The sequence below is a fragment of the Mesorhizobium sp. WSM4887 genome (assembly GCF_029625865.1).
In the GTDB taxonomy this organism is placed as follows: Bacteria; Pseudomonadota; Alphaproteobacteria; order Rhizobiales; family Rhizobiaceae; genus Mesorhizobium.
On record NZ_JARTVP010000005.1, the window covers coordinates 391,848 to 411,477 of the forward strand.

Here is a 19,630-nt window from a genome sequence, read left to right on the forward strand (position 1 = left end):
ATGGAGGAACTCGTATTTTCGACGCTCCGAATTTCGGCCCCGCTCGTGCTAGCGGCATTGGGAGGTCTTTTGACTTTCAAGGCTGGGATACTGAACATTGCGCTTGACGGGTTTATGATCATTGCCGCCTTCGCGGCTGTCGCTGTTGCCTATGCAACCGGGAGCCTTACGTTGGGCGTACTGGCCGCCGTTGCTTGCTCGGTAGCCCTGGCGGCGCTTCTGGTCCTTTTTAATCTGCGGTTCAAAGCGCACATTTTCATCGCCGGTATCGCCGTCACCTTTATCGCCTATGGCTTGACGGCGCTTCTTCTGGCCAGCGTGCTTGGGCAAGACGGCATTTTCACGTCCAGCGACATCCCCACCTTCCCCCAGATCGATATTCCATTCGTTCGGGACATACCGTTTATCGGACCGATCGTGAGTGGGCACACATTGCTGGTCTATGTAGCCTATCTCCTGGTACCGGCAGTCTCTTGGCTGCTGTACAAAACCCAATGGGGATTGCGCGTGCGGTTTGTCGGCGAAGCCGAGGAAGCCGCAGCTGCCGCCGGCGTCAACGTCAACCGGATCAAGATCGATACGATGCTGGCGTCCGGGTTCTTTTGCGGTCTGGCTGGTGCGTATCTCTCCCTCGGCTATGTCACACTATTTGCCAAGCAAATGACAAATGACCGCGGCCTCATTGCCATCGCCGCAATCATCTTTGCCAAGGGAAATCCCTATGCCACTGCTGTGGTGGCGTTGCTGTTCGGCGCCGCCTCGGCTCTTTCCATACGCCTTCCCAGCGTGACGGGTATCGCTCCGCAGATTCTGCAACTTACGCCCTACATCGTTACCGTTCTGGCTCTGGTTATCGTGGGCATCCGAACCGCAAGCAGCAGAAGCAGGCACGGTAGCTGGAACTTCGACATCTCCTAAGCTCAGTCGGAGACATCCAAATGCCCAGTCAATCCATCCTGGTCACGGGCGCCAACGGTCTGCTTGGCTACGAAGTCGTCAAGCGGCTCGCTGGCGCAGGCCAGCAAGTCGTTGCAGTCGACCGCTCAATTAATGAGGTAAAGGCTCTCACCAATCGGGCGTTCGAACTGGAGATCGGCGATGTTCACAAGCTGCACGAGATTGCATTTCGTCACGGCATCGACGCCATCATCCACTGTGGCGGTTTTTCCGGCCCCAGCCTCGGACGCGAGAACCCGGCATTGATGTTTGACGTCAACGTCGGCGGGACGCTGGACGTCGCCGAAGTTGCCCGACAAATCACTATTCGGTCAGGCCGATGCCGGCTCCTGTTTTGTTCATCTTTGACGGTGTACGGAAACCAACCGGCAGACGACATCACCGAAGATTTCCCGCTTCTTGCGCGGCAATGCTACGCCTCAAGCAAGATTGCCGGCGAAGCGATCGTTGCTGCTTATGCGGAGGAGCACAATGTCGATGCGATCTCGCTGCGCATCGCCGGTGTCTACGGACCGCGCCGCAAGACGAGTTGCGTGCTGCGTTTGATGATCTCAAACGCCCTTGCTGGACGGCCTACCCATCTGCCTTACGGCAATGGCTTTCCCCGCCAATGGGTATACGTCGATGATGTTGTCGAGGGCATATTGCTCGCGCTCAACGTGAAGGATCCCTCGACCCGAAGGTTCAACATTAGTGGCGGCGTCAATCCGACCATCGACGAAGCCGCTTCGATAATCCGGGAAGTAATCCCGTCCGCGGATATCACGCTCGAACAGGGTGCGGATCCGGAAGATGTGACACTCGGCCGCCTCAGCATTGAGGCCGCTCGGCGCGAACTGGGTTTCGCGCCGGCGGTGTCGCTGCGCGAGGGCGTCATGCGTTTGATCCAAGCCATCAAGCAAGAGCATAGTTTTTGAGGCACGGATGTCTTCATGTCTAAGATCGCAATCATCGGCTCTGGCCAGGCAGGATGCATCCTGGCCTATGCACTTGTGAAAGCTGGGTATCAGGTAACGCTATATTCAGACAGAACACCGGAGCAGTGGCTCAGTCACTCCGCTCCCACGGGCACAGCTTGCCTTTATGCCGAAGTCATCGACATCGAGCGCGAGCTCGGCATGGACTTCTGGTCCGACACCATGTTCCCCGCACAGGGCGTTCTGCTCGAGAGCGCCAGATACGCCCAAGATCCGGAAGCGACAGTCATGAAGGGCCGCCTCGAATATGGCAGGAGCGGAGGCGCGATCGACCAGCGAATGCGGATCCATCGCTGGCTCGAGGATTTTGAGGGTTTGGGCGGCACCCTTGTTATCGAGGGGGTGACGCCGGAACGCGCCGACAAGATCGCGCTTGAAAACGACCTGACGGTGCTCGCCGCCGGCAAGGCGGATCTGGGGCGGCTCATACCCAGGGATGAACATCGCAGCTTCTACGACCGCCCTCAGCGCAACCTCGCTATGACGATTGTGCGGAGCAAATCTGGCAAGCATGTCAAGGACTGGTTCTCCGACCGAATTCCTTACAGTTCGACCAAGTTCGACTTCTTCGCAGACTCCGGGGAGTATTTCGCCGTTCCCTACACGCACAAGACGGCCGGCCATACCTACGGGTTCCTGTTCGAAGCCAGGGAGGGAAGCCGGATGGACCGATTTGCTGGATGCAAATCGGGTGAAGAGGTCACCGCCCATGCTCGGGACATCATTCGCGAGTTCGCCCCCTGGGAGCATCACATGGTCGACGACATCGAATATGTGTCGGAAGACCCCCACGCTTGGCTAGTGGGGCGTTTCGCTCCCATGGTGCGCCGCCCGTTTGGTCGCCTGCCCTCAGGAGGGCTGATCATGCCTGTCGGCGACACGGCGATAACCTTCGATCCGATCTGCGGCCAGGGCGGCAACTTCGCAAGCCGAAGTGCGAAATATCTGGCCCACGAGATCGTCCGGCACCAGGACAAGCCTTTTGACGAACTCTGGATGACGGAAGTCAATCTGGGCATGTGGGAGAAGTATGGTCGAGGCGGATGTGACTTGACCCGCATCTTCCTGGAGACGCCGTCGCCGGCAACGGAGATCGTCCTCCATGCGGCGAGAACCGATGAGAGGGCGGCAGACGCCTACTACTACGGCTTTCCGCACCCCGAAAGCATTGTTCCAGCACTTACAGACGTCAACGTGGCGCGATCGTTCGCCGGTCAGTTCGGCATAACTCAACCCGGGGCGTGAAGTCGATGAGCGAGCCCTCGGCGGAAAACAGAGCTGCCGAAAATGCCGTGTCGCTGCAGGCATTTCGCGAGGGGATGAGCCGCCTCGGCGCGGCGGTCAACATAATCACGTCGAATGGCCCGCATGGGCAACTCGGGTTCACCGCAACGGCTGTCTGCAGCATAAGTGACGAGCCGCCATCCCTGCTTGTATGCATGAACAGGCGTAGCCAGCAGAACACGCCGTTGAAAGCCAACGGCGTTCTCTGCGTCAACACCTTATCGTCGCGTCATCAGGAGCTTTCCGGCGTATTTTCTGGCGTCGGGAAGCTCGAGATGAAGCAAAGGTTTCAGAGGGCGCAGTGGTCGACTGTCGCGACCGGTTCGCCGGTGTTGGAAGATGCGGTGGTCTCGTTTGATTGCAAGATCGTCCAGACGCTAGAGATCAACACACATAGCATCCTGATCGCGGAAGTGCTCGGCATCAAAAGCGGCGACGACGTACGCAGCCTTATTTACCTCAACCGAACATATCACGAAGTCGGCCCGCCGCCGTCCTATCCCGAAAACGCAAGAGGTTGGTTTTAATCCGGATGAACGTATCGCCTCCAGGGTGATCGGTTCGTCAGCCCTTACGGCGACGCTTGCAAGTATCTGCGGCGAATACTGGCTTCCAGCCCCATTCAAACGAAAGGTGCATACCATGATCGTGGTCATCGGTTCCATCAATCTCGACCTCATTGCGTCGGTCGACAGCCTCCCCTCTCCCGGTGAGACGGTTCCGGGCAGCGCCTTCGTTACTGCTGGCGGCGGGAAAGGGGCCAACCAGGCGCTCGCCGCTGCCCGCGCTGGCGCTCAAGTACGCATGATTGGCGCGGTCGGAAATGATGGCTTCGCCGGCGACGCCATGCGACTGCTCAAGGAAGCGGACATCGATCTTTCGGGCATTCGCCAGAGCCCTCAGCCAACCGGAACCGCGCTTATCCTGGTTGATGCGCGGGGCGAAAATATCATCACTGTCGTACCGGGCGCGAACGCGACCGTCGCGCCAGATGATTTGCCCGACCTTCGGCAGGGCGATGTCATCCTGCTCCAGCACGAAATCCCGTTGTCGACCGTGGAAGCATCTTTGCGTGCGGCACGGCAGGCAAAGGCGATCTCTGTACTCAACACAGCTCCATTCCGAGTGGAAGCGGCGAGCTTCTTGAGCGAAGCGGACTACGTCGTCGCCAACGAGACGGAGTTTGATCGTTACAGTAGCGCGTTGCAATTGTCCGGTAACGATCGGGGCTCTCGAATGATCGAGTATGTTCGAAAATTCCGAAGCACCATCATTGTGACGCTTGGTGGCGAAGGGGTTCTCTGTGCAGCGCCAGAGACGTTTTTTGAATGTCCGGCGCTTAAGATAGAACCTGTCGACACGGTAGGCGCCGGTGACACATTTTGCGGCTACCTTGCTCACGATCTTTCGCTCGGCGCATCCCTGGAGGATGCTGTCCAGCGCGCAAATGTTGCGGCTGCCCTAGCCTGCCTTTCGCGTGGCGCACAGCCATCAATCCCTTATGCAAAAGACCTTACCGGCGCGTCGTTGGCAAACGGGAGATGGGCATTTCGCTAGATCGGAGGGACACCCAACCGACCGCATCGGCGAGCGGCGCAGCAGCGGGTGATCTCGATCAGCCATCTTGCCACTCCAGTCTCGTCGCTTCGGCAAGGAAGCCGTCGGCTGCGTACGATGGCGCTGGAAGCGGCGCGCTCGATGCTGGACGAAATTCAGGGAACTGGCCAAGAAGGAGTTGTAGAGGGGAAAGGCGGGTGACAAAGATGCGTGGGCCTATCGCCCCAGGAGATTTCTCTCGACGGTTCTGAGATGCGATAGCATCGCGTCCTTCGCGCTTTCCGGATCACGGCGAAGCAGGCAATCGAGGATCACCTGGTGCTCGTCGCAATACGCTTGACGGCGCTCCTCCGAGAAAGAGCGCTTCTTCATTTCGAACCAGGGTGTCTGGTTGCGAATGGCGCGCATGAGGTTGTGGATCTCTTTCAGGAAGTCATTGCGGCAGCACGCGAACACCCGGTGATGGAATTCGGCGTCCCAATGCTCGAAATCCGGCATGTCTCTGGCATCACATGCGGTCTGGTGCGCTTCGCGAACCGCATTCAATTCTGCTGCGCTAGCATTGGTCGCGGCAAAAGCCGCGGCTGCCGGTTCGAGCAACTGCCTGATCTCCATCATATCGGCGGGGCTGGTGCCTTCCATCCGTGTGACCGTGGATGCGATCGACGTCGGGTTGGTTGCCGTTAGAAAGGTACCTCGGCCCACATGCCGGACGACGGTTCCATCGTCCTCCAGGAAACCGACGGCGCGGCGCACTGTGTTGCGCGCGACGCCGAATTCGACTGCGAGATCACGCTCGGGTGGCATTCGGCCATCCTCGAGCCATTCGCCGGACGAAATCCGCTTTTTGAGCATTGCGGCGATGTCGTTGGCAACGAGTTTTGGCATTTGCTAACTGCTCTATTATGATCCAATGTTGAGCCAATATTAGCATCAGGTCGTTACGCGGTCTAGCGCGAAGATAGAAAAATGGTGCCATTCGGCACGATTTGTTGATTTGGAGCACAAAATCCTCTTGAAGCATGAACCAATCAGCGCTAGCGTGTATTGAAAGGGCCAAACATTGGCTCAAAAAAGGTTCAGGAGGATATGGATGCGGGTCGCGACTTTTTCGATCGCCGGCGAACGTCGCGTAGGCCTGGTCGATCTCGATTCCCAGACCGTCGCGCCTTTCGATTTTGCAGCCGATCAGGCCAAGGCCGGCGTCCTAGCGCTGATCGAACACAACGGCGCCCGGATGCCCCGCACGCAGTCGCCGATCCCGCTGGCGCAGGTCGAGATCGAAGCGCCGATCCCCCAACCGCGGCGCAACATCTTCTGCGTCGGCAAGAACTATCACGAGCACGCACACGAGTTTGCGCGCAGCGGCTTCGATTCCAGCGCCGGCGCCGGCGCAATCCCGAAACACCCGATCATCTTCTCAAAGGTTCCGGAATCGGTTGTCGCCAACCACGCCAATGTGATGATCGATGCCTCGGTTTCGACGGCAATCGACTATGAGGCGGAGCTCGCCGTCATCATAGGCAAGGGCGGTCGCGGGATATCGAAGGCGGAAGCGCTTGATCACGTCTGGGGCTACACGATCGTCAACGATGTCACTGCGCGCGACCTGCAAGGCAGATACAGCCAATGGCTGATTGGCAAGTCGCAGGACACGTTCTGCCCGATGGGTCCCTGGGCGGTGACCAGGGATGATCTCGATCTAGGGACTGCCGGCATCCGCTGTTTCGTAAATGAAGACCTGCGCCAGAATTCCAGGATATCGCAGCTCATCTTCGACATCCCGACAATCATCGCGACTTTGTCGCAAGGCATCACGTTGAAGCCAGGCGACATCATCGCAACCGGCACTCCTGTCGGTGTTGGCATCGGCTTTGATCCGCCGAAATATCTCAAGGCTGGCGACGTCGTGCGCATCGAGATCGATGGCATCGGCACGCTGGAGAACCGCTTTATCAACATGCGCTGAAGACGCGGCGCAACGCGACATACGAAGCTCGAACCACAAATGTGTCATCAAGGACGAACCGGTAAACCAAGTGGCAAAATTCGTACTAGTTCATGGGGCCTGGCACGGCGGTTGGTGCTACGATCTGGTGGCAAGGCGGCTGCGGTCCAAAGGACATGAGGTCTATACGCCAACCCTTACGGGTTTGGGCGAGCGGTCGCACCTTCTGGACGACAAGATCGATCTTAACACCCACATTCAGGACGTTCTGAATGTGATCAAGTGGCAGGACCTCGATCAAATCATCCTGTGCGGCCACTCCTACGGCGGAATGATCGTTACGGGCGTCGCGGATGCGGCGCCCGAGAAAATCGCCAATCTGGTCTATCTCGATGCCTATGTCCCGAAAGATGGCGAGGCCATTTGGGACTACATGGGAGAGGAGCGGCGGCGGACTCTGCTTCGTGACGCCGAACCCTACAATGGCCAAGCGATAGCGGCGCCGCCTCCCGCTCATTTCGGCGTCGAGCCCAGGAACCAAGCATGGGTGGCGGGCAAGATGACGCCCCAACCCACGCTCACGCTCACGCAGCCGATCAGGCTCCGCGGCGCTTACGCCGCAGACCGCAGGCACGTCTACGTTTTCGCGACGGGCCCGTCGTCCATGCAGGGTTTCTATCCCGAACTGAAAAGCGATCCAGCCTGGGAGGTGAAGACGATGAACTGTGGCCACGACCAGATGGTCGACGCCCCGGACGAGGTCGCGGAAATTCTCATTCAAGCCGCCGAATCCGTAAAACAATAACAAAAAGAAAAAAATACAAACGCAACGTGCAACAATAGGGGAATAACATGAGAAAGATCAGTATCCTTCTAGCCGGCTTCTTTGCCTTGATCATGGCATGGGCATGCGTAGCGCCGGCCAGCGCGCAACAGTCTAACGTCTACGCAGATGTCAAGAGCCGCGGCACGTTGCGCATTGCGACGGTCGCGGGCAATCCGCCCTACAGTTCTGTCGGCACCGACGGCCAGCCAACGGGCTACGATGTCGACATCGGCAAGGCGCTGGCGGAGGCCCTGGGTGTCAAGCCTGAGTTCATAATCGTCGATGTTCCCGGCCGCATTGCCGCACTCCAGACCGGCCGCGCCGATGTCACAATCGCCAACTTCACCGCGACGACCCAGCGTTCAACCGCTGTCGCCTTCAGTCGCCCCTATGTGGTGGTCGGAAGCGTCTTTCTTGCGCTGAACGGATCGCCGATTCAGTCCATCGAGCAACTGAACGACGCAAAGTACAAGGTCGCCTACGCGCGGGGCGCCACGTCGGAGCAAACCACGGCTGCCGTCGTTCCGAACGCTGAAAAACTGCGGTTTGACGCCAACAATGACGGCTTCCTGGCGCTGCAGTCCGGACAGGCCGATGCGGTGTTCATGGACAGTCTTCAGGCAGCCGCCTATGTCGCCAAGGAAGCCGGCAAGTATCGGATCCTGCCCGGAAACTTCTCATATGAGGAGATCGCGATCGGCATGCCGACCGGCGACTTCGATTGGTGGCGCATCGTCGATGGCTGGGTCGGCCAGTTCAACGGCTCCGGCGCAAACAACACGCTGTTCAAGAAATACTTCGGCTTCGATCTGCCGGCGATAAAGTGAAGAAGCCCTGATGAGGCCGGGTGGTGCGCAGCGAACAGCTGCCCGGCCTTGAAGTGCGAGCACGCTGTGCAGCGCACCCCTGACAGACGCTAGTCGGAATCGAAAACCGCCGCCATGTATCAATTCAACCTCCAGGTTATTCTGGCTTACCTCGACCTCCTGCCCTTCGCGGTCGGGATGACGCTGCTGATAAGTGTGCAGACGATCGTGCTCAGCCTTGTCCTGGGCATGGTGGGCGCCCTTTGCCGTCTCAGCGACAATCTGTTTCTGCGCTTCCTGGCCGCGGCCTATGTGGAGGTCTTCCGCAACATCCCGGTGCTCGTGCTGATCTACATCGTCTTCTTCGGCATGGCGCAGGTCGGGCTTCGGGTGAGCAATTACTATTCAGGATTGATCGCCCTTACGCTTAACGCCACTGCCTACATGACCGAAATCTTTCGAGGCGGGCTGATCGCCATTCCGCGCGGGCAGTACCTTGCGGGCGAATCCCAGGGCATGACGCAGTTTCAGCTGTTTCGCTACGTGATCCTGCCGCAGGTGGTCCGCATCGTCTACACGCCGGTCGGAAACCAGTTCATCTCGATCCTGATCGGTTCGTCACTGGCGGCGGTGATCGGCGTCGAAGAAGTTGCCAACTGGATGTTTTCGGTCGGCAACGACACGTTCCGCTACATGGAATCGTTCCTGGTCGCCGGGCTGGTCTACGTCGTGCTTGCCCAGGCGATCAATCTCTGCCGCATCATCGTCGGCCGCCTGCTGCTGCACGCGCCGGGCTCGCGTTAGGAGGCCGACCGTGACGACATCCATCCTCGACTTCTGGCCGGTTTTCCTCAAGGGCGTCGCGACGACGCTGTGGATCAGCTGGCTCGGCCTCATCCTGGGCGGCCTGCTGGGCGCGCTCGTCGGTATGGCCGCGGATTCGCGCTCACGCATATTGCGGGCCTTCGCGATGGTCTACACCGAGCTCTTCCGGTCGATCCCTCCCCTGATTCTTTTCTTCGGCTGCTTCTACGGTATTTCCTTCGCGTTCAAGGTCGACCTGTCGCCGTTTACATCGGCAACCATCGCATTGGCGCTCGAGGCAAGCGCCTTCATGGCCGGAGTGGTGAGTGCGGGCATCGCAAGCGTCGGGCGCGGGCAATGGGAGGCGGCACAGGCTTCCGGCATGAATTTCTGGCAAATCATGCGCTATGTCATCGGTCCCCAGGCAATACGCGTAATGCTTCCACCGACAGTCGGGGTCTATATCGGAACCTTGAAGGACTCGTCCCTGGCCTCGGTGATTGGTTTTGTCGAACTGACAAAGTCTGGACTGCTGGTCCGCGAAGCTTCTGGCGCAAGCTTCCAGGCCTTCCTCGTTGTCGGTCTACTCTACTTCCTCATCAACTATTCAATCTCCCTCATCGGGGCTGCGCTGGAAAGGAAGTTCCACATTGCAAAATGATATAGAAAAGCACCCCGGCGACGCACCCGTGCTGAAGATTTCCGGCCTGGTGAAGCAGTTTGGAAATCGCATCGTGATCAATGGTGTCGATCTTGATGTGGTGCCCGGCGAAGTGGTGGTCATCATCGGTCCTAGCGGCACCGGCAAGTCGACGATGCTACGCTGTGTCAACGGCCTTGAGGACATCAGCGACGGCACGATCACCTTCGAGGGCGAGCAGGTCCGCACAAAAACACGCGAGATCGTCCACCTGCGTCGCAGGATCGGCATGATCTTCCAAAACTTCAACCTCTATCCGCATCTGACGGCGCTGGAAAACGTGATGCTCGCGCCGATGAAGGTGCTGAAACAGCCGAGGAAGCAGGTCGAAGAGCGGTCGCGGGATTTGTTTCGCAAGGTCCGCCTGGAACACCGCTGCGACGCCTACCCAGGCCAGCTTTCGGGCGGCGAGCAGCAACGTGTGGCGATTGCCCGCACGCTCGCTATGGAGCCGCATCTGATGCTGTTCGACGAGCCGACCTCAGCTCTGGACCCTGAGACGGTCGGCGACGTCCTGCGCGTTATGGAAGATCTGGCGAGGGAGGGTCGCACGATGCTGGTCGTCACTCACGAGATCGGCTTCGCCCGGCATGTGGGCAGCCGCATGATCTTCATGGATGGCGGAAAGATCGTCGAGGACCGCCCCCCGAGGGAGATGATTGCCGATCCCGCCAACCCACGGACCAAGCAATTCCTCAGCTCGATTCTGCAGCACTGAAGCGCAGTGTCGAAATCACGGTCGACAAGACCAATCACGCATGTTCGCACCGACGCCGAAAGCGAACAAACACGTACGGAGAGCAAGATTATGACGAGAAGGTTCCCGCAGGAAATAACCGACGGATATCTGAAGGTTTCCGCTTCCAATGTATCGGACGCCTGCGACCGTCTTTCAATAAACGGAGCTGTGACCGGCATCCTGCCGATCTATCCCTGCGCCAAGATTGTCGGCCATGCGGCCACTCTCAAGATGGCCAAGCCCAAGGACGGCGTCAAAGAGTCCGTCATCCCGGCGACGTTCACGCTGATCGAGACGGCCGGCGCTGGCGCAATCCTTGTCATCGACTCGCAGGACAATCCGACGGTCAATTGCCTCGGCGGCATCACTGGCGCGGCGATCAGGCACAATGGCCTTGTCGGCTGTGTCGCGGACGGCATCATGCGCGATGTGGATGAGTACAAGGGCTACGGCCTGCCGGTTTACGGCACCGGCATCACCCAGCAATCCATTCGCGGCCGGTCGGTGGTCGCCGGCGTCGATGTCCCGGTGAAACTGGGCGATGTGACCTGCAATGCCGATGACCTGGTCTTTGCCGATGACAATGGCGTTGTCGTGGTCCCGCGGGAACAGGCAGCAGAGGTCCTTCGCATCGCGCTTGTGATCAAGGCGACCGAAGACCGTGTCATTGCCGCCATTCGATCGGGGGTCAAGGCGGTCGAAGCGATGGACGGTGCCAACTATGAGAACCTGAACAAGCCGCAAAATCACTGAGCCGGGATTGCCCGCTCATCGTCCGCGTTCGCGGGCGCCAGTCGATTCACCTAGATAGAGGAACTAACGATGGGAAAGCTTTCCCGGCGGGCCGACGAGATTCGGCCATCTCCGACGATCGGCATGAACATGAGGGCCGAGCAGCTGAAGCGCGAGGGACGCGATGTCATTCCACTTAGCCTGGGCGAGCCGGACTTCCACACGCCTGACAACGTCAAGGCCGCAGGCATCGCGGCAATCCAAAAAAACTTCACCAAGTACACCGCGACGGAAGGATATCGCGCGCTGCGCGATGCCTTGGCCGACAAGCTGAAGAAGGACAATGGCCTGACCTTCGCCGCCGATCAGATCGTCGTCAGCACGAGCGCCAAGATCGTCATCTATTCAGCCTTTCTGAGCATCCTGGACTCAGGCGACGAAGTCATCATTCCTGCGCCGTTCTGGGTCTCTTACCCCGATCTCGTTGGACTTGCCGGCGGCGTGCCGAAGATCGTTCCCTGCCCTGACCAGGCGAATTTCAAGCTAACTGCTGATCAGTTGGAAAAAGCGATCACGCCGCGCACCCGGGCTCTCGTCTTCAACTCACCCAACAATCCTTCGGGCGCCATCTACACCCAAAGCGAAATCCGGGATCTTGCCAAGGTTCTGGCCAAGCATCCCGAAATCTGGGTGGTCACCGACGAGCTCTATGAGCACATCGTCTATGACAACCACAAGGCCAGTTCCTTCGCCAGCGTCGCACCGGAACTGGCGGATCGCATCATCACGATCAACGGCTTCTCCAAGGGCTATGTGATGACGGGGTGGAGGCTGGGCTTCGCGGCCGCCGACAAGCGGGTGATCAAGCCGATGGCCGATTTCATCAGCCAGATGCAGGGAAGCCCCAGCAGCATCTCACAGGCGGCGGCGCTCGAGGCGCTGACCGGCGATCAGTCTTTCATGGCGGAGAACCGCGCGACCTTCCAGGCGCGCCGCGATCTTGTGGTTGAGCAGGCCAACGGGATCGAAGGGCTTTCGGCGCTGCGACCGTCGGGTTCGTTCTACGCCTACATCAACTGCGAGGGATGGATCGGCAAGACCAGCGCCGAAGGCCGGCTGCTCGAAACCGATTTGGATGTCGCGGAAGGATTGCTGATGGAAGCTTCGGTGGCCATCGTCCCCGGGACTGTCTTCGGACTTAGCCCCTATTTCCGGATATCCTACTCCCTCGAGGTCAACCTCATTCGAGAGGCGATGAGGCGCATTGCCGAATTCGCCAAGGGCCTGCGGTAGACGGCTGCCCTTTACTGATCAGGTTGTCGACTGGCTGACCCTAAATGGACTTGGGTTCGATGCACGAATTGGCTTCAGATGTCCGCCGCGATATTGTTCTCGCCACCAGAATGCTCGTCAACGAAAGCGTGATGGACGCATTCGGACATGTTTCGGTGCGCTTGCCCGGTGATCCCGGCGGGTATCTGATGTCACGCGCTTGCGCGCCCAATCTGATCGTTGCCGGCGACATTCTGGAATTCACCCTTGAGTCCGATCCAGTTGAGCCTACCAAGGCGCAATTGTTCGCTGAACGGGTGATCCACGGGGAAATCTACAAGGCGAGACCGGATGTCATGGCAATCGTGCATTGCCATCCGACCTCGCTGCTGCCGTTCTGCATCTCGGCAACGCCACTGGTGCCTGTCTTCCTCATGGGAGCCACCATCGGCCACCATGTTCCCTTCTGGAACCAGCGGGACGATTTCGGCGATACGAGCCTGCTCGTGGTCAAGCCGGAAGAGGGGCGTTCGCTTGCGCGGGCGCTCGGCCAGAATTCGATGGTGTTGATGAGGCTGCACGGAGCCACCATCACCGGGGCCAATCTGCCGGACCTCGTATTTCGCGCAGTCTATGCCTGCCGCAATGCCGATGCCCAATCAGCCGCTCATGCATTGGGTAGAGTCGCCGTCTTGTCGCCCGGTGAAGCAGAACGCGCCGGCGCCCTCTGCTCTCGCGTCGGTGGGTTTTCGTCGCGAACCTGGGATTTCTGGCGGCAGCAGCTGCAGCTCTCCGGAAACGGTCCGGCGGACGATTGACCCTATCTGCTCTTAGCGTTTTGGCGGCGGTGATATGAGCCAGGCTAACACCAAATTGGTGCATCATATTGATTGTCCGGGAGGTGGCCAGGTGTGGGTCGATGGCGCGACGCTTTACGTCGGCCACATGGCGCCGCCGGCCGGCACGACCATCTTCGACGTGACCGATCCGACAGCGCCCCGGCTGCTGGCGACAATCGCGCAGAGGCAAGGCTGGCACTCGCATAAGGTGCGGTCTGCGAACGATCTGATGATCATCAATCAGGAAAGCATTGGTGGGCCCGCTGGCGAGGGCGGCATCGACATCTACGATGTGTCGGCCCCTTCAAAGCCCAAAATGATCACACGTTGGCGGACTGGCGGCAGAGGCGTGCATCGTTTCGACTTTGATGGCCGATACGCCTACATCTCGCCAACCGTCGACGGCTACGTTGGCAACATTGTCATGATCCTCGACCTTGTCGATCCAGCTCGCCCCATCGAGGTGGGGCGCTGGTGGATTCCAGGTCAATGGAAGGCGGGCGGTGAAACCTATCCCTGGCACGACTGGGTCCAGCCGCGCTGCCACCACCCGCTGCGATTTGGCGACCGTCTATACGTGAGCTACTGGCATCACGGCCTGTTCATCCTTGATATCTCCGATATGTCAAAGCCACGGCTTGTATCTGACTTCAACACCAGTCCGGCCTTCCCGCATCCCACTCACACCTGTCTTCCCGTTCCGCAAACGATCAAGGGGAGAAGGATACTTATTGTGGCCGATGAAGATGTCGCTGAACTTTGGCCGACGCCACCGGCGTTTACCTGGACCTTCGATATCACCGAAGAGAAGCACCCCGTGCCGATCTCGACATTTCAGGTCCCGAGTCTTGATCGCGATGGTAGTCCCCAACCCGATATGACCGGCTGCCATCAACCATCCGAGCGCCTCAAAGGAACGGTCGTGCCCTTCGCATGGTTTGCGCAGGGGCTGCGGCTGGTCGATTTTGCCGATCCCTTCTCGCCCAAGGAGGTTGGTCATTTCGTGCCAGAGCCCGCGCCGGGCGAACATCGTCCATCATCCAATGACGTTACGCTGGACGATCGTGGACTGATCTACCTTGTCGACCGGGTCAGCGGCGTCAGCATCATCGAGTCGCCGCTGTTCAAATAGTCCGACAACTATACATCGCAGCCGCGGCGAAGCAGGCCCATTCCACAACGCGAATGAGGACAATCGCTACGCACTGCTGCCCACAACCCTTGGCGGGAGCCCGAACATGATGGTCAAGACACGAGTTGAGCATGACCTGCTTGGCGATCGTCATGTGCCCGCCTCAGCGTACTGGGGCGTCCACACGCTCCGCGCCATAGAGAATTTTTCGATCAGCGGGCAAACCCTCACCAGTGCTCCGGACTTGATCGACGCGCTCGCGTCGATCAAGCAAGCCGCGGCGCTCACGAACAACGAATTGAAGTTGCTGGACAGCAGCAGATGCCGTGCCATCTGCGCTGCATGCGTCGAGATCCGCAACCGCGCGCTGCACGACCAATTCGTCGTCGATCTCATTCAAGGCGGGGCCGGAACCTCGACCAACATGAATATCAACGAGGTGATTGCGAACCGGGCGCTCGAGATCATGGGGCATATGCGGGGTGAGTATCACTATCTTCACCCCAACGAGCACGTGAACATGGGGCAATCGACCAACGACGTTTATCCCACCGCAATAAAGATCGCTTCGTGGTTCGGTATCCAGCGGCTGATCGATGCCATGGGCGTTCTACGGGGCAGTTTCGCAGCCAAGGCACAGGAGTTTTCAGAAATTCTGAAAGTGGGGCGCACGCAGCTGCAGGACGCGGTGCCGATGACGCTCGGACAAGAGTTCGGCACTTACGCGCTGATGCTGCAGGAAGATCAATCGCGGCTCGAAGAGGCCGCCAGCTTGATCTGCGAGATCAATCTGGGAGCGACGGCAATCGGCACGGGGATCACAGCCCACCCCGCCTATGCGGCGTTGGTGCGCGAAAAGCTCGCCGGAATCACTGGGGTTCCGGTCGTGACCGCGATCGATTTGATCGAGGCTACCCAGGATTGCGGCGCCTTCGTGCAGCTCTCCGGGGTTCTGAAGCGCGTGGCAGTCAAGCTGTCCAAGATTTGCAATGATCTGCGGCTTTTGTCCTCAGGACCTCGTGCCGGCCTCAATGAAATCAATCTCCCCGCGCGCCAGGCGGGCTCATCGATAATGCCGGGAAAAGTGAACCCGGTGATCCCGGAAGTGGTCAACCAGATCGCCTTTGAGGTGATCGGCAATGATGTCACCATCGCCTTTGCGGCTGAGGCCGGTCAGTTGCAGTTGAATGCCTTTGAACCGGTGATCTTTTACAGCATGAACCGCAGTCTGAAGCACCTTACATCGGCGTGTCTAACACTGGACAAAAACTGTGTGCGCGGGATCTCCGCAAACCAGGACGTGCTGCGTGGATATGTTGAGAAATCGATCGGAATCGTAACGGCCCTGAACCCCTACATCGGCTATAGCAATGCAACGGAAGTCGCGATCGAGGCGCATCGAACGGGCCACAGTGTTTATGAATTGGTGCTAAAACGAGGCCTGCTCTCCAAAGAGCGTCTCGATCTGATATTGCAACCAGCACACTTGACCCGCCCATACCTGTCTGATTCGTAAGCGGTGCCTTCCAGCTCATTTGCGGGTTCCTTTTCGATCACCTGGGTTGATCTTGTATCTGTCAAATCCGGATTCTAAAACGAAAGCGCGCCGCACGCTGCGGCCTTGGGGCGCATGCAGAGGCGATCCGCCCCCTCCCGCCGAGCGCCCCGGTAATGCGCAGCACCATCTCTTGTCGAAAGGTCAGCCCGCGCCCGTCTATCTCGTTGTCGGTCGCGTGGGCTTCAGGGGACGACGAGATATTGCGGCGGTGGATCGATCGTCGTGCCGGGGCCGTAGTTGACCAGATAGGCGTTGATCCAGATTCTCTTGCGATCGAGCCGACCCGAACCGAAGGCTTGGTTCTTGTAATGGCCGGAGCGCAAATGCGGCTTAACGTGGCCTCGGCGTTCTTCGTAGGCGTGTTCTTTGCCCTGCCGATCGATGACGTAGCCGATATGCACGGTGACGTAATCCTTGGTGATCGGCGCCTTGCCTTTCTTGGCGCGCGCCGCATCGAGCTTCGGACTGACCGGCGCGGGCGGTCGGGTGATAATTCCGCGCACATGCAGCGTCATGGCGAGGCAGAGCGCTATTCCTGCCGTTGGGCGGTATGAGTCGATATATGAGGCCAAGTGCGGCGAGTTTGGCGGGATCGGGCCATCGTATCTCTGAACGAAGGCTCCGCCGCTCGGGGTGAACGAAGCTGGAAAAGGATGACCGAAGACAAGATCGCGACTAGCGCGGGGATAGTGGAAGGCTGACCATATGCGATAGCTGTTCGGTGCACTTTCCTCGATCAGCCAGAATATGCGTTCCTCCGGCGTGTCCTCCCATTCGACCAGCATCAGGTCGTAAGGAAGCTTGGTGCGGCCTGCGCCAATCGCAGTAGCCATCGCGTGGCCATAGTCACCGGAATGCTCCCCGATCCACTCGATCACATCACGCGAAAAGACGAATTTCGGCGCGGCCTGCATACGGGCAAAGATTTCCGGCGCTCCCGGAAAATTCGGGTGCGGCTGGAAGCGCAGATCATGAAAACGGCTAACCGACAATTTTGGCCTTCCCTTCGGACGATCCCGATTAAGCAAGGTGACTGAGGCGCGGAAAAGCGCAACCACCGGGCTATGAAAAACCCGGGGATGACCTCGCCGCGCCGAACGCCAACGAAAAAGGCCCGACTTGCGCCGGGCCTCGATACCGATCAAGCAATGCGCCTACTTCGCGCGCGGTTGCTTCTTGCCAGCACCTATCGCGGCGATGGCCAATTCTCTCCACCTGATCATCCTTTCACGTCTCCCTTCGCGGCAAGCGCATTGATCATGTCCACCTTGGGCTGATAGCGCCGGTCGGATGCGCTGGTGAAAGCCAGCTTGGGGGCATGACGCCAGAGGCGGCGGCCGCATGTCCGATCGGGTTCACCCATGACGAAACTTGGAACGGGCATGCGGCAGGGGTGCGTTGGTGACCAGCGGTGCGCAAGCAATGCGGACGTCAGGGCGGGATGGCGATTGGTCGTGTCCCGCCGTATCCGCCCCGGGTTCCCCTCCGATGCGACAAGGTGTTGCAAAGGCCATCGCCGAACCTCGAACCAAATTCGATCGGGTTATCTACCTCAGGTCCGCTGCACAATCCTCTCAAGATGACTCCTAGGCAGCGGACCATCGTCGTGGCGAATGCGCCCATTCGCGGGCCGGAGGAACCGAGCTAGCGCCTCCGGTGAAAAGCTTCCGGCGCCCTATACACATCGCAATGTCAAGAGCCCCGTGTCTCTCCTCGCCTCGGCCTATTCACGGCACTTAGGCCCGAGCTTCGGCGAAGCGATCGGCGGCCGCGGTCGAAGGCGAAGAAGCTACAGCGGCCCACGCCGGACGATGCGTTGGTGATCATCGATAAGCCGTCGAGGCAGATTCAGACCAGTGCCGCAGGCAGGGTGGACCTCCGTCGATTGCGGACTTGCTAGCAAATCCGACAGTCCGCGCCTGAGACAATCACAGGGGTTCGCCAAACCCTAGCCACGACACCTGCCGTCACCAACTTGACGCTACAATTGAATCTTGACCAACAATGCGCCCTTCCTTTAAGTACTTGATATTCCTCCACAATGATGGCTGAAAAAATGCAAAATGAGGATCCTGGCGCCCCAGCCAACCATTTTTATCTTTTATTCAATGATTTAGCTCAATCGATCAGGTCTTCGTCTAGGGCACTCGGCTAGGGCCTTGGATGCGTGGACCGGCAGCAAGAATCTGGCGTCCGGAACTGGACTTAAGAGAAGCGGCGCCGTTTAGGACCGCTTCGAATTCACGATAGCATGTGCGGTATGGTGCCAAGGGCCGTAGCCCCTGTTGGCCGCTTTTCGCGATCGAGAGCACGCGGACCATTGTTCACGGTAGCTCAGTCAGCCGGGCTGCGAGGAAAAAAGCGTGGCCGATTGACATACCGATTGGAATTCCAATACCTATAGTATTTAGACGCCCAGTGCTGAATACGGCGGGAGGAGCCAATGGCCGAAAACACGACAGCTGATCCTTCCACGCCTGCCCAGCTTCGCCTCGCGGGCGGAGCGCAGGGGTTCAATTGGCTTCCGGTCTTCCTTGCAGACGAGTTGGGATTATTCGGCAAGCACGGCATTGCCATCAAATACAAGCGCTTCGGCAGCGTCGACAAGGCAACGGGAGCTGTCCTTGAGAGTGAGGCCGACCTTGCGATTACGCCGCCAGAAGGAGCAGTCGCGGACTTCGTGAACGGTGGAGAACTGCGCATTGTTGCGGCCAATGCAGTGCGGCTGCCGATGTCTCTCGTGGCGCGGCCAGAAATCGCCACCCTGGCGGACCTTCGAGGAAAGAGGATCGGCACGTCCTCGCTCACCGAGGGTACTGCGATTTACACGCAGATTGTGCTGGCTTCCCAAGGACTGCACTACCCCGCCGACTACGAATTCGTGCTTGCGGGTATTCATACTAAACGGTGGGAGGCGCTGCAGGCCGGGCAAGTCGACTGTGCTCCCCAGCCCGCGCCGTGGAACTTCCTGGCCGAGGACCAAGGCTACAAGCTGATCGGCGAGGTCAATGAGTTCATACCCGAGATCCTCTTCACCGCGGTCATCGGCCGATCATCGTGGCTGCAAGCCAATCGAGATGTGGTCATACGCTTCATCAACGCCCTGATTGAGGCCCATGCGATCACCAATGAACCGGCGCGGCAGGACGTAACATTGCCGATCTTCCAACGCATCACCACGCCGGAAAGCTCCACCCTGGCCAATCGTGCTCTAGGATACATGCGTGACATGGGCATGTGGCCGGACAAGCTGGCCGTGCCGGCAAACGCGTTGCGCACGACGATCGACCTGATGATCCGCGCGCATTTGCTCGATGAGGCCCTTGGGAGCCAAGCGCTGCACGCCTTCGATGCTTCTTACCTCGACGCCGCTTGCACCACTGTCGGCTGAACCCATCCTGCCGTGCACCAAAGCAATCCCGCAACTGACCCCTCACCTTCGCTTGCCCTTGGAGGTCGACGACCCTAAGTTGCTTGCTCAGATACGCTGGGTATCCCG

At 59.0% G+C, this 19,630-nt stretch carries 19 protein-coding genes; 17 read left to right on the forward strand and 2 right to left on the reverse strand.

All coding sequences use genetic code 11. The features are described from left to right. The 5 genes from P9230_RS21145 to P9230_RS21165 all read left to right on the forward strand — a co-directional run bounded on the left by P9230_RS21145 (window position 1) and on the right by P9230_RS21165 (window position 4,775). The gene (locus P9230_RS21145) at window positions 1-918 is read left to right on the forward strand and encodes an ABC transporter permease (RefSeq protein WP_278120775.1); all 918 of its coding nucleotides are present in this window, start codon (window positions 1-3) and stop codon (window positions 916-918) included. 20 nt (window positions 919-938) lie between these two features. After that, window positions 939-1,874 carry an NAD(P)-dependent oxidoreductase gene (locus P9230_RS21150; RefSeq protein WP_278120776.1) on the forward strand — a complete coding sequence of 312 codons (936 nt, stop codon included), beginning with the start codon at window positions 939-941 and terminating at the stop codon, window positions 1,872-1,874. A gap of 15 nt (window positions 1,875-1,889) precedes the next feature. Continuing rightward, the gene (locus P9230_RS21155) at window positions 1,890-3,179 is read left to right on the forward strand and encodes a styrene monooxygenase/indole monooxygenase family protein (protein WP_278120777.1); all 1,290 of its coding nucleotides are present in this window, start codon (window positions 1,890-1,892) and stop codon (window positions 3,177-3,179) included. Between the two features lie 5 nt (window positions 3,180-3,184). Further along, entirely contained in the window at window positions 3,185-3,745 is a 561-nt protein-coding gene (locus P9230_RS21160; protein WP_278120778.1) for a flavin reductase, read from the forward strand. Between the two features lie 115 nt (window positions 3,746-3,860). Beyond that, on the forward strand, window positions 3,861-4,775 hold the full coding sequence (locus P9230_RS21165) for a ribokinase (protein ID WP_278120779.1): 915 nt from the start codon (window positions 3,861-3,863) through the stop codon (window positions 4,773-4,775). Window positions 4,776-4,991: 216 nt separating this feature from the next. Here P9230_RS21165 and P9230_RS21170 read toward each other — a convergent pair whose 3' ends face one another. After that, entirely contained in the window at window positions 4,992-5,663 is a 672-nt protein-coding gene (locus P9230_RS21170; protein ID WP_278120780.1) for an FCD domain-containing protein, read from the reverse strand. 205 nt (window positions 5,664-5,868) lie between these two features. On the opposite strand from P9230_RS21170, the gene P9230_RS21175 reads away from it, so the two are divergent. From P9230_RS21175 to aspA, 11 genes are all read left to right on the forward strand, one after another. Then, complete coding sequence (locus P9230_RS21175) at window positions 5,869-6,744, forward strand: fumarylacetoacetate hydrolase family protein (protein WP_278120781.1); 876 nt, start codon at window positions 5,869-5,871, stop codon at window positions 6,742-6,744. Between the two features lie 70 nt (window positions 6,745-6,814). After that, window positions 6,815-7,528 (forward strand): alpha/beta hydrolase, encoded by a 714-nt coding sequence (locus P9230_RS21180; RefSeq protein WP_278120782.1) that lies wholly within the window; start codon window positions 6,815-6,817, stop codon window positions 7,526-7,528. A gap of 47 nt (window positions 7,529-7,575) precedes the next feature. Next, the gene (locus tag P9230_RS21185; protein ID WP_278120783.1) at window positions 7,576-8,376 is read left to right on the forward strand and encodes a transporter substrate-binding domain-containing protein; all 801 of its coding nucleotides are present in this window, start codon (window positions 7,576-7,578) and stop codon (window positions 8,374-8,376) included. Between the two features lie 114 nt (window positions 8,377-8,490). Then, window positions 8,491-9,159 carry an amino acid ABC transporter permease gene (locus tag P9230_RS21190; protein ID WP_278120784.1) on the forward strand — a complete coding sequence of 223 codons (669 nt, stop codon included), beginning with the start codon at window positions 8,491-8,493 and terminating at the stop codon, window positions 9,157-9,159. Window positions 9,160-9,169: 10 nt separating this feature from the next. Then, window positions 9,170-9,820, forward strand: coding sequence for an amino acid ABC transporter permease (locus P9230_RS21195; protein ID WP_278120785.1), 651 nt, complete (start codon window positions 9,170-9,172; stop codon window positions 9,818-9,820). A 1-nt stretch (window position 9,821) separates the two neighbouring features. Continuing rightward, on the forward strand, window positions 9,822-10,577 hold the full coding sequence (locus P9230_RS21200; RefSeq protein ID WP_278120809.1) for an amino acid ABC transporter ATP-binding protein: 756 nt from the start codon (window positions 9,822-9,824) through the stop codon (window positions 10,575-10,577). A 90-nt stretch (window positions 10,578-10,667) separates the two neighbouring features. Beyond that, on the forward strand, window positions 10,668-11,351 hold the full coding sequence (locus P9230_RS21205; protein WP_278120786.1) for a hypothetical protein: 684 nt from the start codon (window positions 10,668-10,670) through the stop codon (window positions 11,349-11,351). A gap of 69 nt (window positions 11,352-11,420) precedes the next feature. Then, entirely contained in the window at window positions 11,421-12,623 is a 1,203-nt protein-coding gene (locus tag P9230_RS21210; protein ID WP_278120787.1) for a pyridoxal phosphate-dependent aminotransferase, read from the forward strand. A 59-nt stretch (window positions 12,624-12,682) separates the two neighbouring features. Further along, window positions 12,683-13,420 carry a class II aldolase/adducin family protein gene (locus P9230_RS21215; RefSeq protein ID WP_278120810.1) on the forward strand — a complete coding sequence of 246 codons (738 nt, stop codon included), beginning with the start codon at window positions 12,683-12,685 and terminating at the stop codon, window positions 13,418-13,420. A 34-nt stretch (window positions 13,421-13,454) separates the two neighbouring features. Beyond that, window positions 13,455-14,573 carry a hypothetical protein gene (locus P9230_RS21220; RefSeq protein ID WP_278120788.1) on the forward strand — a complete coding sequence of 373 codons (1,119 nt, stop codon included), beginning with the start codon at window positions 13,455-13,457 and terminating at the stop codon, window positions 14,571-14,573. Window positions 14,574-14,679: 106 nt separating this feature from the next. After that, window positions 14,680-16,089 carry an aspartate ammonia-lyase gene (gene aspA / locus P9230_RS21225; protein WP_278120789.1) on the forward strand — a complete coding sequence of 470 codons (1,410 nt, stop codon included), beginning with the start codon at window positions 14,680-14,682 and terminating at the stop codon, window positions 16,087-16,089. Between the two features lie 224 nt (window positions 16,090-16,313). On the opposite strand, the gene P9230_RS21230 is transcribed toward aspA, so the two are convergent. After that, window positions 16,314-17,276: a hypothetical protein gene (locus tag P9230_RS21230; protein WP_278120790.1), complete on the reverse strand. Its 963-nt coding sequence runs from the start codon at window positions 17,274-17,276 to the stop codon at window positions 16,314-16,316. Between the two features lie 1,298 nt (window positions 17,277-18,574). Between P9230_RS21230 and P9230_RS21235 the strand changes: the two genes are divergently transcribed. Then, entirely contained in the window at window positions 18,575-19,522 is a 948-nt protein-coding gene (locus tag P9230_RS21235) for an ABC transporter substrate-binding protein (protein ID WP_127246383.1), read from the forward strand. Window positions 19,523-19,630 lie beyond the last annotated feature (108 nt).